The sequence below is a fragment of the Mesorhizobium sp. ISC11 genome (assembly GCF_037162595.1).
Lineage (GTDB): Bacteria > Pseudomonadota > Alphaproteobacteria > Rhizobiales > Rhizobiaceae > Mesorhizobium > Mesorhizobium ciceri.
This window is the reverse complement of the sequence record NZ_JAVSPW010000001.1, coordinates 844610-859009: the sequence shown is the minus strand read 5'-3', so window position 1 is coordinate 859009 and position 14400 is coordinate 844610. Positions and strand designations below refer to the sequence as shown.

Genomic DNA, 14400 nt, shown 5'->3' with positions numbered 1-14400 from the left:
AGGATCGACTCTCCAGGGAAATGGGGATTGGCCTGTCCATGTATGTCGAACGCGAAGCCTCCGTGGGGGAACCGACCTCGCAGGAGCGCCGCCAGACCGAGCAGAACGACAAGCGCATCCTCGGCAATGTCGTGCAATGCGACGGCGCTCGCGCCACCATCAGCGCCTATGCGGACGATGCCGACGGCGCGGTGACCGGCCTGTGGACAGTCGGGAAGATGATTTCCATCAATCTCGGATCGACGCGAACCGTCGGCCTTGTCTACGCGATCGGCAAGTCGGACCGCGCCTGGAGCAATGAGGGCCAGAACGCCATCGAGGTCAGCATCGAACTGATCGGCGAAGTCCGTGACGGTGCGGAGCCCGGCGCCAGACCGGTCTTCGACCGCGGCATCACCACCTATCCGCATATCGGCGCCGTTGCGCATCGCATCCGCACCCGCGACCTGCAGGCGGTCTATGACCTTGCCGGGCGTCATTCGATCACGATCGGCACGCTCGCGCAGGACGAGACGATCGCCGCCAACATCGCTATCGACGATACGCTGGCGCGTCACTTCGCCATTGTCGGCACGACCGGCGTCGGCAAATCCACCGCCGTTTCGCTGCTGCTGCGCAAGTCGATCGCGGCACGGCCGGATCTGCGCATCCTGATCCTCGACCCGCACAACGAGTTCGCGGCATCGCTGCCCGAATACTGCGTCAGGGTCGATTCCAAAACCTTGGATCTTCCGTTCTGGATGTTCACGCTGGAGGAATTCGCCGAGGTGCTGTTCCGGGGCCGCGAGACCGAGCCGGAAGAAATCGATGCCTTGCGCGACCTGATCCCGGCCGCCAAGAATCTCTACCGCAACCCGAATTCGGGCTCCTATATCAGGCGCGGCAGCGATGCGCTGACCGCCGATACGCCAGTGCCTTACCGCATCGCCGACCTGCTCAAGCAGATCGATGAGCGCATGGGCATGCTCGAAAGCAAGACCGATCGCCCGACGCTCAAATCGCTGAAGACGCGCATCGAATCGGCGGCGGCCGATCCACGTTATCGCTTCATGTTCAACTCGCGCCTGATCGAGGACACCATCCACGAGACGATCGGCAACATCTTCCGCGTGCCGCATCATGGCCGCCCCGTGACCTGCTTCGAGATGGCCGGCATGCCGTCCGAAGTGGTCAATTCCGTCTGTTCGGTGCTGGCGCGCCTGGCCTTCGATCTCGCTCTGTGGAGCGAAGGCAAGCTGCAGCTTCTGTTTTTGTGCGAAGAGGCGCACCGCTATATGCCGGCCGACCCGCGTCTCGGATTCGCGCCGACCAGGCATGCGCTGTCGCGCATTGCCAAGGAAGGCCGCAAATATGGCTGCTATCTCGGCGTCGTCACCCAGCGCCCCGGCGAACTCGACCCGACCATCCTGTCGCAATGCTCGACCTTCTTCGCCATGCGGCTTGCCAATGAGCAGGACCAGGCGATCATCCGCTCGGCGATTGCCGACTCTTCCGCCTCGACGCTTGCCTTTCTGTCCTCGATGGGCCAGCGCGAAGCCATCGCCTTCGGCGAAGGCGTGGCGACGACCATGCGGCTGAAGTTCGAAAAACTGCCGAGCCACCTGCTTCCCGGCACCGCCAAACGCGAAGAGGCCACGTCGAAGCCGGGCGACGATGTCGATCTGGTGGCGATCGTGGAACGATTGCGCAACGTGCCGAAATCGACGCAGCAGGCGATGGCCTTCGCCGAGGTCGTGGATTCAGGCCGCCAGGCCGGCGACCCCGACTACCGCAAGCCACCCGCCGCACGCCCGCCATCGGACGACGATTTCGACATGCGCTACGGCCTCAAGCCCGCAACCTTCGGCCTGCGCCCGCAAAACGATTGAGCTTGCGACCCGGCTGTTCTGCCGGCCGATTGAGAAGCCGCGCTAAGCTCGCGCCCTGCCTGGACCGCTTGGGTAAATCCCGTCAGGGAATTCGTCAGGCTGAGTCGGGTGGTGCTGTTTTCGAGAACCGAAGCGGAGCGGACATTTGAGTCCGTGAGGATCGGAAGCACAGAAAACGGCGCCAGACGGCCAGCCTCACGAATTCAGGGACGGGATTTTAGGCGCAGACGCGGTTGCGGCCTTGCCTCTTCGCCTCGTAAAGCTGGCGGTCGGCGCGGCGATAGAACTCTTCCGCTGTTTCCTTGCGGTCCCAGACGGCTAGCCCGACGCTGGTGGTGATCTTGAGGCGGACATTGCCCGACAGCACCGACATGTTGGCGATCGCCTTGCGGATGCGCTCGGCAAACTTGCCCAGAAGCTCGGCGTCCATGTTGGGCGTGACCACGGCGAACTCCTCGCCGCCCAATCGCGCCACCACATCGTGGTAGCGCGTCATATCCTTCAGACAGCTCGCGACCGCCTTGAGCACCTCGTCGCCGACGTCATGGCCATGGGTGTCGTTGACCTGCTTGAAATGGTCGAGATCGAGGATCATCAGCCCGACGGGCTTTTCGATGCGCCGGAACTCCTCGAGATACTCCTTCAGCGCATCATCGAAATAGCGCCGGTTCTGCATGCCGGTCAGGCCGTCGGTCAGCGCCGCATGCTCGAGTGTTTCCGACCGCGCGCTGAGCGAGACCGTCATGGCGCGCAGCTTGCCCTCCTCCGTCGCCTGTTTTCGAATCAGCGGATAGATGAAGAAAATGCCGAAGAACAGCGCGGTGGCCAGGAGCACGCCGGTCGCGAACAAGAGCTTGTTGAGATAGATGACCTTGTCCAGACCCGAAGCCGTATGCAACTCGTCGGCGAAGGACTGCAGAAGTCCATAAGCATGCAGCGTCACCAGGCCGGCGGCCAGGATCACGAATATAAAGACGAAAAATGCTGATTCCGCCTTGTGAAAACGCATCTGCTCCCCGTTGGAAAAGTGCCCATCGACCTTATGGCATGGGCGGACTTACGGAGGGTTAATTTGGACAACCACAACGGGAACCTTTCCTTGCAGGTAAACTTTTCAGGTTGCATCGGAAGCAAGCGCTGAGATCGTGGTTTCCGGATCATCACCGGGGTGCAACCTCAGCCATTCCGGCCCCAATTGATGCCTGAACCAGGTGGTTTGCCGCTTGGAATATTGCCTGGTCGCGATCTTGGCGCGTTCGATTGCCTCGGGAAAGCCAATCCCTCCGGCCATCGCCGCCTGCAGTTCGCGAACGCCGATCGCTTTCATCGCCGGCAATTCGGGATCGAGGCCAAGTGCCGCAAGCCGCTTGACCTCGTCCAGCGCGCCCTTGTCCAGCATTTGGTCGAAGCGTTTGTCGATGCGTCCGACCAACGCCGCCCGATCCGGCTCGATCACCAGGAAATGCGCGCTTTGCCTGTCGATGAGCGGCTGGCCGCGCTCTGCCTGCCATTCCAGGATCGAACGGCCAGACGCATCGAGAACCTCCAATGCCCGCACGATGCGCTGGCTGTCGGTTGGCTTGAGCATCATGGCGGCCGCCGAATCCTCGCGCAGCAGCAGGCTGTGCAGCTTGACGGCGCCCTGCTCCTTCAATTCGTAGCGCCAACGGTCGCGGACCCGTTGCGGAATGTCGGGCATTTCCGAAATGCCCTCGGCTAATGCGCGAAAATAGAGCCCGGTGCCGCCGACAAAAATCGCTGTCCGTTCGGAGAATGTGCCGTCGTCGATCAGTTTCATCACGTCGCGCAGCCAGGCGCCGGTGGAATAGGGTGTCGCCGGATGGACATGGCCGTAGAGGAAATGCGGTGCGCGGGCGAGGTCGGCCGCCTCCGGCCGGGCGGTCAGCACGTCGAGCACCGAATAGCCCTGCATGGAATCCGTATTGACGATCACGCCACCCCTGCGCTCGGCCAGATCGAGCGCAAGCGCCGACTTGCCGCTGGCGGTCGGCCCGGCTATCAGGATCGCGTTCTTCACGCGGCCCTTGCCCGCCTGCCCGCCGGAATGTTCCATGCCGCTCATCGCCACGCTTGTTTCCCGTCCCACTGAGCGCGCTTTGTCGCTGTCGCTTGCGAATATGGCCTCACGGTCGGTCGGCGCAAGCGCTGTTGTCTGGCTGGCTGAAGGTATCGCCTGCGATCTCGTCCTGCCTGAGGCAGCCGACGCCGCCGCTGCGAGTGCCGTCTTGCGCACGGCACTCGCCAGCGAGTCGGTCGACGTGATCGTCCAAGAAGCAGAAACCCGCCGCAAGAAAATCCTGATCGCCGACATGGATTCGACCATGATCGACCAGGAATGCATCGACGAGCTGGCCGACGAGATCGGCGTAAAGGATCATGTTGCCACGATTACCGCGCGATCCATGAATGGCGAGATCGCCTTCGAACCGGCTTTGCGCGAGCGGGTGGCGTTGCTGAAGGGCCTCGACGCCACCGTGGTCGATCGCATCGTCGCCAATCGCCTGACGCTGGCCTCGGGCGGCCGTGTTCTGGTCCGGACCATGCGCGCCAACGGTGCCTGGACGGCACTCGTGTCTGGCGGGTTCGAGGTGTTCACGACGCGCATCGCCGCAATGCTCGGCTTCCAGGAGAACCGCGCCAATCGCCTGCTCGAACAGGACGGCCGCTTCACCGGCCTGGTCGGCGAACCGATCCTCGGCCGCGCCGCCAAGGCCGACGCGCTGATCGAAATTTCAGCGCGCCTCGGCCTGACGCCCGCCGACGCCATTGCCGTCGGTGACGGCGCCAATGATCTCGACATGATCCGCCTTGCCGGTACCGGTGTCGCGCTTCACGCCAAGCCGACGGTGGCGGCACAGGCCAAGGTCCGCATCGATCATGGCGACCTGACCGCGCTGCTCTATATGCAGGGCTACAGGCAGGAGGACTTTGTGCAATGAAACCAATGCGTACCGAGCGCCTGATCCTGCGCAACTGGGAGGATCGCGACCGCGACCTGTTCCACCGCATCAACTCCGACGACCGGGTGATGGAGTTCTTTCCATTCCGCCGCGACCGCGCCCAGGCGGATGCCAAGATGGACGAGCTCCGGGCCTGGACCACGAAGGACGGATACGGTTTTGCTGCCGCCGAGATCACCGCCACCGGTGAATGCATCGGCTTCATCGGTCTCCTCGACACCGATCATGTGCCATCCCTGCCAGCCGGCACCATCGAGATCGGCTGGCGGCTGGCACCTGAGTTCTGGGGCAAAGGCTATGTCACCGAGGCAGCCGAAGCGTGGCTGGCCTACGGCTTCGAGACACTTGGCCTCGATGAAATCGTGTCATTCGCCGTCGCGGCCAACCGCCGCTCCACCGCCGTCATGCAACGCCTCGGCATGAGCGCGGATCCGTCCGGCGATTTCGACCACCCCAGCATTCCCGACAGCCATCCGCATCTCAAACGGCATGTCCTCTACAGACTGTCGCGCCAGGACTGGCAGGCAAGAAAAAGGGCAGCTCGCTAGCCGCCCTTTTTTCAGTGTTGTCGTGTTGTCGATCTTCCGGACCTCAGTCCATCCTGATCGTCACGAACCTGAGCTCGCCGGTCTTCGAGGCCAGCATCAGCAACGCATTCTTGCGCCCCTGTTCCTTCAAGGCGCCGATGCGGTCCATGACGTCCTTGGGGGTAGCAACCGATTCCTGTGCGATCTCGGTGATCACCTCGCCGGGCTGGATGCCGCGTTCGGCGGCGGCCGAGTCCTTGGTGACGTCGGTGATGACGACGCCCGAAACATCGGCCGCAATGCTGAACTTCTTGCGTGTCTCGTCGTTCAGTTCGCCGACCGTCATGCCGAGCACCGAGGCAGTGGAAACGGCCGGAGCCTTGTCGCCCTTGTCCTGGTCGGTGTTGCCCTCCTCGGCGTTGGCGGCCTTCTCGCCATCCTCGAGCCGGCCGAGGGTCACTTTCACCGTCTGTTCAACACCCTTGCGCACGATCAGCACGTCGACCGCCTTGCCGACAGGGCTTTCGGCGACGACACGTGGCAGGTCGCGCATCTCATGGATATCCTTGCCGTCGAACTTGATGATGACGTCGCCGGCCTGGATCGTGCCATTGTCGACCGGGCCGCCCTTGATCACGCCGGCAACCAGCGCACCCTTTGCGGTCGCCATGCCGAGGCTTTCGGCGATGTCGTCGGTCACCGGCTGGATGCGCACGCCGAGCCAGCCGCGCCGCGTCTCGCCGAACTGGCGCAACTGGTCGACGACACCGGACGCGAGCTGCGACGGGATGGAGAAGCCGATGCCGATCGAGCCGCCGGATGGCGAGATGATCGCCGTGTTGATGCCGATGACTTCCCCCGCGCTGTTGAACAGCGGTCCGCCGGAATTGCCGCGGTTGATCGCGGCATCGGTCTGGATGAAGTCGTCATAGGGGCCGGAATTGATGTCGCGGTTGCGGGCCGAGACGATGCCGACCGTCACCGTGCCGCCGAGGCCGAACGGATTGCCGATCGCCATCACCCAGTCGCCGACGCGCATCTTGGTGGAATCGCCGAACTTCACCGCCGTCAGCTTGTGGCCTTTCGGATCGACCTTGAGCACGGCGACATCGGTCTTGGTGTCGGTGCCGACCAGCGTCGCCTTCAAGGTGACGCCATCGGAGAAATTGACCTCGATGTCGTCGGCATCGGCAATGACATGGTTGTTGGTGACGACGATGCCTTGCTCGGCATCGATGACGAAGCCGGAGCCCAGCGACTGCACCTTCTGCGAGCCGTTGTCCTTGTCACCGCCACGGTTCTTGAAGAAATCGTCGAAGAAATCCTGGAAGGGCGAACCCTCGGGCAATTGCGGCATCGGCACCGCGCCCGGGCCTTCGGTACCCTTGACCGTCTGCGAGGTCGATATGTTGACCACCGCGCCGAGCAGGCCTTGCGCCAGATCGGCGACCGAAGCGGGCCCATCGGCGGCAAATGTCGGCGCCGTGAAGGACGGGACAGCGACGGCGCTGACAAGAAGGGCCGCCGCGCCGGCGATGAATGTCCGCCGCGCCGCGCGCAAAATTGTATTGGATGTCATCGAGAAGCCTCCCGGTATTCTTGAAAAGAAAAGCGCTTCGACGAAAACGCCGCGTCACGCCATGTTGGCAAAAAATACGGCACGTTTGCGGCTATGACTATCGGCAGAGGATAAATCATCGCCGCCCTCATGCGCCTCGTACCAGCCAGACGATGCCGACGCCGATCGCGATCGCCGCCAGCCCGGCAATCCGCAGCGCGTTCTCGGGCAGCGACAGCACTTCGGTGGCAAGCTTCCTGGCCAGGCCGGGAAAGCCGCCATAGACCAGACCCTCTATGACGAGGACGAGGCCCATGGCGGCAAGAAAATCCTGCACCGGCCGCTACTGGCCGGTGCTGGGCTGTGCCGCCGGCGCGGCGGGTGCCGTCGCCGGAGCGTTTGGCGCAGGCGAAGCCGGCTTTGCCGGTCCCTCGCTGCCGTCGGGATTGCGGAAGAAGCGGAAGAACTCCGAGTTCGGCGACAGCACCATCGTCGTTCCGGTGTTGTCCAGCGCCGTGCCATAGGCATTCATCGACCGGTAGAAGTCGAAGAAAGCCGGATCGCGCTGATAGGCTCCCGCGAAGGTGGCGCTGCGCTGGGCCTCGCCCTCGCCGCGCAGGATTTCCGACTCTTTTTGGGCTTCGGCGACGATCTCGACCACTTCGCGATCGGCGCGGGCGGTGATGCGCTGTGCCGCCTCATTGCCGCGCGCCCTCAGCCGGGCAGCTTCCGCCAGGCGTTCCGCCTTCATGCGGTCGAAGGTCTGCTGCGAGACTTCGGCCGTGAGATCGGTGCGGCGAATGCGGACATCCTCGATCTGCAGGCCGAGCGATGTGGCATCGGGCCTGAGCTGGTCGCGGACTTCGCGCATCATCACGCCGCGCTCTTCGGAGAGTGCTGCCTCGAAATCACGCAGACCATAGACACGGCGCAAGGCAGCGTCGAGACGCGTCCTGAGCCGGGCCTCGGCCAATTCGATCTGACCGGACACCGCGGCGCGGAAGACCCGCGGATCCGAGATGCGATAGGCGATGAAGGCATCGACCTCATAGAACTTGCCGCCCGAGACCTGGACGCGAATGTTGTCGAGATCGAAGCGCAGCACCCGGTTCTCGATCAGCTGCACGGTGTCGGCGTCGAAGAACGAGAACGGCGCCTTGAAGTAGATGCCGGGTTCGCTCTTGACGTCGACGATCTCACCGAACCTGAGCACCAGCGCCTGCTGGCGCGCATTGACCACGAAGACCGACGAATAGAGCAGGAACAGGATAACCGCTGCTGCGACGACGATGATGGGAAGACGGTTGGCCATCACTGGTTACCTCCCGTAACGGGGGCGGCCGGTGCCGGCGCTTTCGGCTGCAATGCCGGCAGCGGCAGATAGGGAACGACCCCTTGCCCGTTGCCCTGCTCGACGATGACCTTGCTCGAATCCTTCAGAACCTTCTCCATGGTTTCCAGGTAGAGGCGCTTGCGCGTTACATCGGGCGCCTTGGCATATTCGTCATAGACCGAGATGAAGCGCTGCGCCTCACCCTCGGCTTCCTGCACGACCCGGTTCTTGTAGGCGGCCGCGTCTTCGCGGATCTGTGCGGCCTCGCCGCGCGCCTGCCCGAGCTTCTGATTGGAGTACTGGTTGGCCTGCTCGACGAACTTGTCCTCGTCCTGCTCGGCGCGCTGCACCTCGTCGAACGCATCGGCCACTTCGCGTGGCGGTGCCGCATCCTCGATCGAGACGGCGTTGACGTTGAGACCGGCCTTGTAGCCGTCCAGCGTCGTCTGGATGATCTCACGCACCGAGGCGGCAATGCCCTGGCGGTCGTCGCGGAAGATGTCCTGCGCCGGCCGGCGGCCGACGGCTTCACGCATGGCGCTTTCGGCAACCTGCCGCAGCATGCCGTCGGGATCGGACACATCGAACAGATACGCGCGCGGGTCGGAGACCTGATAGGCCACGGAGAACTGGACGTTGACGATGTTCTGGTCGCCGGTAAGCATCAGCCCGGACGTATTGCCACTTGTCGCGCCGCCACCGCCGATATCGACGAGCTGCTCGGAAATCTTGGCCGTCTCGACGGTTTCGAGCGGCCACCAATGGAAATGCAGGCCAGGCTGCGACAGTTCGGTCTTCGGCTTGCCGAAGCGCAGTTCGACCGCGACCTCATCGGGCTGCACGGTGTAAACCGCCTTGAACGCCCACAGCACCACAAGTGCAGCCGCGATCAGCGCGAAGATAGCCGGGCTCGCGCCGCCGCCGCCCGGAAGAGCGCGCCGCAGCCGGTCCTGGCCGCGGCGGATGATGTCTTCTAGATCGGGAGGCGAGCCCTGCGGCCCGCTCGGTCCTTTTGGACCCTGCCCCCAGGGTCCCTGATTGTTGCCGCCGCCACCCCATGGGCCGCCGCCACCGCCGCTTTTGTCGTTCCAGGGCATGAATGTCCTTTCGCTTGGAATTCCCTCAAGCGCCGGCATTACGGCGCAAAATCCAGTATTGTTCTTCTATAGGCACGCCACGGGGCGCTTTCAACGCGATGCGCTTCCGACTTCGTCCGATTTGGTCCAGTCGCGACCCTTTGTCTTCCTTCAATGGCTCTTTTTTCGTTCAATGTCTCTCGCGACGCCGCTCGTAAACCGAATAGCGCGTCGGGTGGCTGTCCTTTTCCCCGGCTGGGACGTCCTGCGAGCTGACAATGCGCCAGGAATCGGGATCGATCGGCGGGAAATGCGCGTCGCCGTCGACCGCTGCCAGCACATGGGTGACGTGCAGCCGGTCGGCCAGCAGCATGGCCTGGGCATAGATTTCGCCGCCGCCGATGACGCACACCTCGTCGACATCGGCCATGCCGCGCCCGCGCACCGTCGCCAGCTGGATCGCGGCTTCGAGCGAATGTGCCACCTCGACGCCCTCGGCGCGCCAGGTCTCGTCGCGGGTCACGACGATGTTCAACCTGCCCGGCAGCGGCCGACCGATGCCCTCATAGGTCTTGCGGCCCATGATGATTGGCTTGCCCATCGTATCGGCCTTGAAGCGCTTGAGATCGGTGGAGAGCCGCCACGGGAGCCCGCCGTCACGCCCGATCACGCCGTTCTCGGCGATGGCAACGTAGATTGCGACATGCATCAATTTTCGCCCGTCGGCTCGAGGATCAGGATGTCGATGTCGCGCTCGGGGTAGAAATCATCCGCCGTCATCTCGAATGTCGTCGGTCCGGTCTTTTTGACATTGTCGCCGCAGAACGAGACCAGGGCTTTCGGATTGCCCTTGTCGATCGTCAGCTTGAACTTGCCGATCGTGCCCGTAGCCCAGTTGCCGCCGGTGGTCAGGATATAGGCGATGCGGCTCTCGAAATATTTGGGGTAGCCGTCAGGGTCGTCCTTGGCCGCCTTGCGCACCGCATTTTCGAATGTGCCGTCCATGCAATACCGGGTCTTGTAGGCCGCATACTGACCCTGGAATTTGCCGTCGTAGAAGAAGCTGACCGAAGACGTGCCGCCGACGCTCGGCCTGTAGTGGTGGGAAACATGGACGTCCTTGTTGGCCGGAAAGGTCGAGCGCCACCAGTAGGTCGAACGCAATTGCCAGAACGGGGTGTAGACCTTGCTCGTCTCGGTGCCGTCGCTGCCGGTGTCCTCGATGATGATGCCGCGGTTGACCCAGTCATCGACAACCGCTTGCGGCAGCTTCGCCAGCCCCGCCTTCGCCGCATCGCCGAAAGGATAGAACGGCACGTTTTGCGCCTTCAGCTCAGCGCTGATGTCGATGCCGAGCGCCAACACCTTCTGCTCGAGCTGCGGCTTTGCGGCGACACCGTCGATCGTCACCTCGAAACCGAGGAAATTATCGCTCTGATTTTCAGGAATCGCCGGGATTTCTTCGGGATTGCCCGATATGTCGGGCATCGGGAAGGCGACGATGGCCTGGACATCCTGATCGGTGTTGTTGTGGAAGACATAGTCGACCGTGACCTTTTCCGGCGAGATGAAAAGGTCCTCGCTTTGCATCGCCACGGCATCGCTGCGCGACAGGATCAGGCCGCCGGTGCCAAGTTCGGCAACCGAATCATTGGCGAAAGCGGGTGCGGACGACAAGGCCAGCACGGCGGTCAGAACATATCGCAACATGGAAGCCCCCTCGGCTGGAATGCTTGCAGGACCCTAGCCGTTTCAATGTGGCGTTCAAAGCCCTTCCGTATCCGCGGACGCACCAAAGGGAGCTGGACTGCGGTCTGGACACGCGCCTGCGCGGTCTGGACACGCGCCTGCGCGGTCTGGACACGCGCCTGTGCGGTCTGGACTAACGGGTTCCGATCGGGCAGGAGTTCGCCCATGCGCAAGCTTCTCGTCATCGGCATCGGCGCCGGCAATCCCGACCACATGACCGTTCAGGCCATATCAGGCCTGAACCAGGCGGATGTGCTGTTCATTCCCGACAAGGGCGCGAAAAAAAATGAATTGGCCGAACTGCGCCGTCAGATCTGCGACCGCTTCGTCACCAATCCGAAGTCGCGGCGCGTCGAATTCGACGTGCCGGTGCGAGACCTCCCGGTAGAAGATGGTCCGGCGCCCTCCTACCGCTCGACCGTCGATGACTGGCATGAAGCCATCGCCGCCATTTACGAAGGCCTGATCCGCGACGAGATTGCAGGCGACGGCTGCGGCGCCTTCCTGATCTGGGGCGACCCTTCGCTCTATGACAGCGCGTTGCGCATCCTTGAGCGCGTGCGCCTGCGAGGCGATGTGGCGTTCGAGCTTGAGGTCATCCCCGGCATCACCGCCGTCCAGGCACTTGCCGCCAGCCACAAGATGGCGCTGAACCGCATCGGCGATTCCGTCCTCATTACCACCGGCCGCCGCCTGACCGAAGAAGGCATGCCGGACAATGCCGGCAGCGCGGTCGTCCTGCTGGACGGCAAATGCGCCTTCAACACGCTGGCCGACAAGGATGTCGTCATCCATTGGGGCGCCTATCTCGGAACGGAAGACGAGATCACTCTCTCCGGCAGAATCGGTGACATCGGCGCAACGATCGAAAAAGTTCGAGAGGAAGCCCGTCGGCGGAAGGGCTGGATCATGGACAGCTATTTGCTGCGCAAGCCCGAATAGGAAGGCAATAGGGGAGTAAGGCAATAGGGCAGTAGGTGAATGACGTTTTGTGTTGGAAGACAGCACGCGAATGCCGCCCTACTGCCCTACTGCCCTACTGCCCTACTGCCCTACTGCCCTACTCCCTCACCCAGCCTCAATCTCCGCCTGCAACGCCTCCATATGCGTCGCTGCCGCGGCCGCCGCCGCGCGCTCGATGGCGCGGAAGCGGCTGACCACTGCCAGGCCGACCGCCGTCAACTGTGCGCCGCCGCCCTTGCGGCCGCCGGTCTGTGCCGCCACCAGCGGCTTGCCGAATACCCGGTTCATGTCCTCGACCAGGTCCCAGGCGTGCTTATAGGACATCTCCATGCCGCGCGCGGCGGCCGAGATGGAGCCGAAGGCGGCGATCTGTTCCAGGAGTTCGATCTTGCCCGGCCCGACGCGCCCGTCGGGATCGAGATTTATCCGCAAGCTCAGCGACGGCATCTTTGCTCTCCGCGGTCACATCCCAACATCATACTAGAAGCTCCCTGGCGAAACCGCTATTCCAAAAAGACATAGCGGGATCATCCATCCGTCTCGGCGGGCAGGCCGGCGCCGGTGTTCGCCCGATCGAAGCTCACCGTCTTGATCACCGCGAAAACCTTGCCGCCAAGATGAAGCTTCAGCGCCTGCCGCGACTGTTCGGTGATGCGGGCAAGCACGGTTGCGCCATTGCAGTCGATACCGACCTCGACCGCCGGTCCCTCGCCGGGGCTCATCGCGGTAATGGTTCCCGGCAGGATGTTGAGCGCGCTGAGACCCCTCGGCTTTTCGGTGGCGATCATCACATCGCGGGCGCGGATACGGATGCGCACCGGCGTACCTGTCTTCATCGCCAGCTGTGGCACCCGGAGCTCGCCCGCAGCCGAGCCGAGCACGGTCATGCCGAAACTCTCGTCGTGATGCAGCACCCTTGTGTCCAGCACGGCGCCGCCTTCGCCGCGCTCCTCCGCCGGCAACAGGTCGAGCCTTTGCATCACCGCCCCGGTCGGCCCGCTGGCAATGACATTGCCCTGCGCCAGCATCACCACGTCGCTGGCCAGCCTCGCCACTTCGGCGACCGAATGACTGACATAGACGATCGGGATTTTCGTCTCGTCGCGCAGCCTTTCGACATAGGGCAGGATTTCGGCCTTGCGTGCTTCGTCGAGCGAGGCCAGCGGTTCGTCCATGAGCAGCAGTCTGGGGCTGGCAAGCAATGCCCGGCCGATCGCCACGCGCTGTTTCTCGCCGCCCGAGAGCTTTGCCGGCCGCCTGTTCATGAGCGGCCCGATGCCGAGCAGGTCGACGACGGCATCGATATCGGCGTAGCGCTCCGCCGGCGGCGTGAACCAGCGGCCGTAGCGCAGATTGCCGGCAACGCTCATATGCGGAAACAGCCTTGCGTCCTGGAACACCATGCCGATGCGGCGCTTGTGCTTCGGCACGAAAATGCCGGCACCGGTATCGACCAGCACACGGCCATCGACTTCGATGCGTCCCTTGTCGGGCCGGATCAGCCCGGCAATCATGTCGATCAGCGTCGTCTTGCCCGACCCAGACGCTCCGAACAGCGCCGTCAGCCGCCCGGCGCTTTCGAAGCGGGCGTCGATGGCGAAACCGCCCAGCCGATGACTGATGTCGACGAGAACGCTCATTCGATGTCCAGTCGCCGGCCGACGCGCCGCGCCAGCACCTCCGAAGCCACCAGGGCGGCCATGGAGATGACAATGGAAATCAGCGTCAGGCGGAGCGCCCCTTCATCGCCACCCGGCACCTGCGTGAAGGTGTAGATCGCCGACGGCAATGTCTGCGTCTCATTGGGAATGTTGGAAACGAAGGTGATGGTGGCGCCGAACTCGCCCATCGCCTTGGCGAAGGCCAGGATGGCGCCGGCGATCAGCCCGGGCAGGATCAACGGCAGCGTGATGGTGGCAAACACCCAGAGCGGATTGGCGCCGAGCGTTCCCGCCGCCGCTTCCATCCTACGGTCCACCGCCTCGATCGACAGCCGGATCGCCCGCACCATCAGGGGAAAGCCCATGACGCCGCAAGCCAGCGCCGCACCTGTCCAGCGGAAGGAGAAGACGATGCCGAAATGCTCGGCCAGGAAGGCACCGGCCGGACCGCGCCGGCCGAAGGTGAGCAGCAGCAGATAGCCGGTCACCACCGGCGGCAGGATCAGCGGCAGATGCACCAGCCCGTTGAGAACCGTCTTGCCCCAGAACTGTCCCCGGGCAAGCAGAAGCGCGATCAAGATGCCCGGCGGCAGGCTGGCGAGCATCGCCACCGTTGCCACCTTGATGGACAGCCGGACCGCATTCCATTCGTCGGGAGTGAGGTCCAGCAGCCAGTTCATAGTG

At 63.5% G+C, this 14400-nt stretch carries 15 protein-coding genes; 4 read left to right on the top strand and 11 right to left on the bottom strand.

Annotated elements, in window-relative coordinates:
- Window positions 1–38 precede the first annotated feature (38 nt).
- Window positions 39–1868 (top strand): ATP-binding protein, encoded by a 1830-nt coding sequence (locus RPF88_RS04315; protein WP_024501408.1) that lies wholly within the window; start codon window positions 39–41, stop codon window positions 1866–1868.
- A 217-nt stretch (window positions 1869–2085) separates the two neighbouring features.
- On the opposite strand, the gene RPF88_RS04310 is transcribed toward RPF88_RS04315, so the two are convergent.
- Complete coding sequence (locus RPF88_RS04310) at window positions 2086–2877, bottom strand: GGDEF domain-containing protein (protein ID WP_013531037.1); 792 nt, start codon at window positions 2875–2877, stop codon at window positions 2086–2088.
- 105 nt (window positions 2878–2982) lie between these two features.
- Window positions 2983–3951 carry a tRNA (adenosine(37)-N6)-dimethylallyltransferase MiaA gene (gene miaA / locus RPF88_RS04305; RefSeq protein WP_337121750.1) on the bottom strand — a complete coding sequence of 323 codons (969 nt, stop codon included), beginning with the start codon at window positions 3949–3951 and terminating at the stop codon, window positions 2983–2985.
- Between miaA and serB the strand changes: the two genes are divergently transcribed.
- Together serB and RPF88_RS04295 are read left to right on the top strand one after the other, a co-directional pair.
- Window positions 3941–4828 carry a phosphoserine phosphatase SerB gene (gene serB / locus RPF88_RS04300; protein ID WP_127370536.1) on the top strand — a complete coding sequence of 296 codons (888 nt, stop codon included), beginning with the start codon at window positions 3941–3943 and terminating at the stop codon, window positions 4826–4828. The genes miaA and serB overlap by 11 nt on opposite strands.
- On the top strand, window positions 4825–5397 hold the full coding sequence (locus RPF88_RS04295) for a GNAT family N-acetyltransferase (protein WP_013531034.1): 573 nt from the start codon (window positions 4825–4827) through the stop codon (window positions 5395–5397). The genes serB and RPF88_RS04295 overlap by 4 nt, the downstream gene beginning before the upstream one ends.
- 43 nt (window positions 5398–5440) lie before the next feature.
- Here the strand turns inward: RPF88_RS04295 and RPF88_RS04290 are convergent, their stop codons facing one another.
- From RPF88_RS04290 to RPF88_RS04265, 6 genes are all read right to left on the bottom strand, one after another.
- Window positions 5441–6955, bottom strand: a complete 1515-nt coding sequence (locus tag RPF88_RS04290; protein WP_013531033.1) for a DegQ family serine endoprotease — start codon at window positions 6953–6955, stop codon at window positions 5441–5443.
- 127 nt (window positions 6956–7082) lie between these two features.
- On the bottom strand, window positions 7083–7271 hold the full coding sequence (locus tag RPF88_RS04285; protein ID WP_013531032.1) for a DUF2065 domain-containing protein: 189 nt from the start codon (window positions 7269–7271) through the stop codon (window positions 7083–7085).
- A gap of 6 nt (window positions 7272–7277) precedes the next feature.
- A complete protein-coding gene (hflC, locus tag RPF88_RS04280; protein ID WP_013531031.1) occupies window positions 7278–8246 on the bottom strand; it encodes a protease modulator HflC in 969 nt (322 codons plus the stop codon).
- The gene (gene hflK, locus RPF88_RS04275; RefSeq protein WP_013531030.1) at window positions 8246–9364 is read right to left on the bottom strand and encodes an FtsH protease activity modulator HflK; all 1119 of its coding nucleotides are present in this window, start codon (window positions 9362–9364) and stop codon (window positions 8246–8248) included. Before hflK ends, hflC begins: the two co-directional genes overlap by 1 nt.
- A 169-nt stretch (window positions 9365–9533) precedes the next feature.
- Window positions 9534–10052: a dihydrofolate reductase gene (locus RPF88_RS04270; RefSeq protein WP_013531029.1), complete on the bottom strand. Its 519-nt coding sequence runs from the start codon at window positions 10050–10052 to the stop codon at window positions 9534–9536.
- Window positions 10052–11053 carry a DUF4424 domain-containing protein gene (locus tag RPF88_RS04265; RefSeq protein ID WP_337121749.1) on the bottom strand — a complete coding sequence of 334 codons (1002 nt, stop codon included), beginning with the start codon at window positions 11051–11053 and terminating at the stop codon, window positions 10052–10054. The genes RPF88_RS04270 and RPF88_RS04265 overlap by 1 nt, the downstream gene beginning before the upstream one ends.
- A 204-nt stretch (window positions 11054–11257) precedes the next feature.
- On the opposite strand from RPF88_RS04265, the gene cobF reads away from it, so the two are divergent.
- Window positions 11258–12034 carry a precorrin-6A synthase (deacetylating) gene (gene cobF / locus RPF88_RS04260; RefSeq protein WP_337121748.1) on the top strand — a complete coding sequence of 259 codons (777 nt, stop codon included), beginning with the start codon at window positions 11258–11260 and terminating at the stop codon, window positions 12032–12034.
- Window positions 12035–12160: 126 nt separating this feature from the next.
- Here the strand turns inward: cobF and RPF88_RS04255 are convergent, their stop codons facing one another.
- From RPF88_RS04255 to modB, 3 genes are all read right to left on the bottom strand, one after another.
- On the bottom strand, window positions 12161–12502 hold the full coding sequence (locus RPF88_RS04255) for a winged helix-turn-helix domain-containing protein (RefSeq protein WP_013531026.1): 342 nt from the start codon (window positions 12500–12502) through the stop codon (window positions 12161–12163).
- An 80-nt stretch (window positions 12503–12582) separates the two neighbouring features.
- The gene (gene modC, locus RPF88_RS04250) at window positions 12583–13695 is read right to left on the bottom strand and encodes a molybdenum ABC transporter ATP-binding protein (protein ID WP_337121747.1); all 1113 of its coding nucleotides are present in this window, start codon (window positions 13693–13695) and stop codon (window positions 12583–12585) included.
- A complete protein-coding gene (gene modB / locus RPF88_RS04245) occupies window positions 13692–14396 on the bottom strand; it encodes a molybdate ABC transporter permease subunit (RefSeq protein WP_063168280.1) in 705 nt (234 codons plus the stop codon). Before modB ends, modC begins: the two co-directional genes overlap by 4 nt.
- Between the last annotated feature and the right edge of the window lie 4 nt (window positions 14397–14400).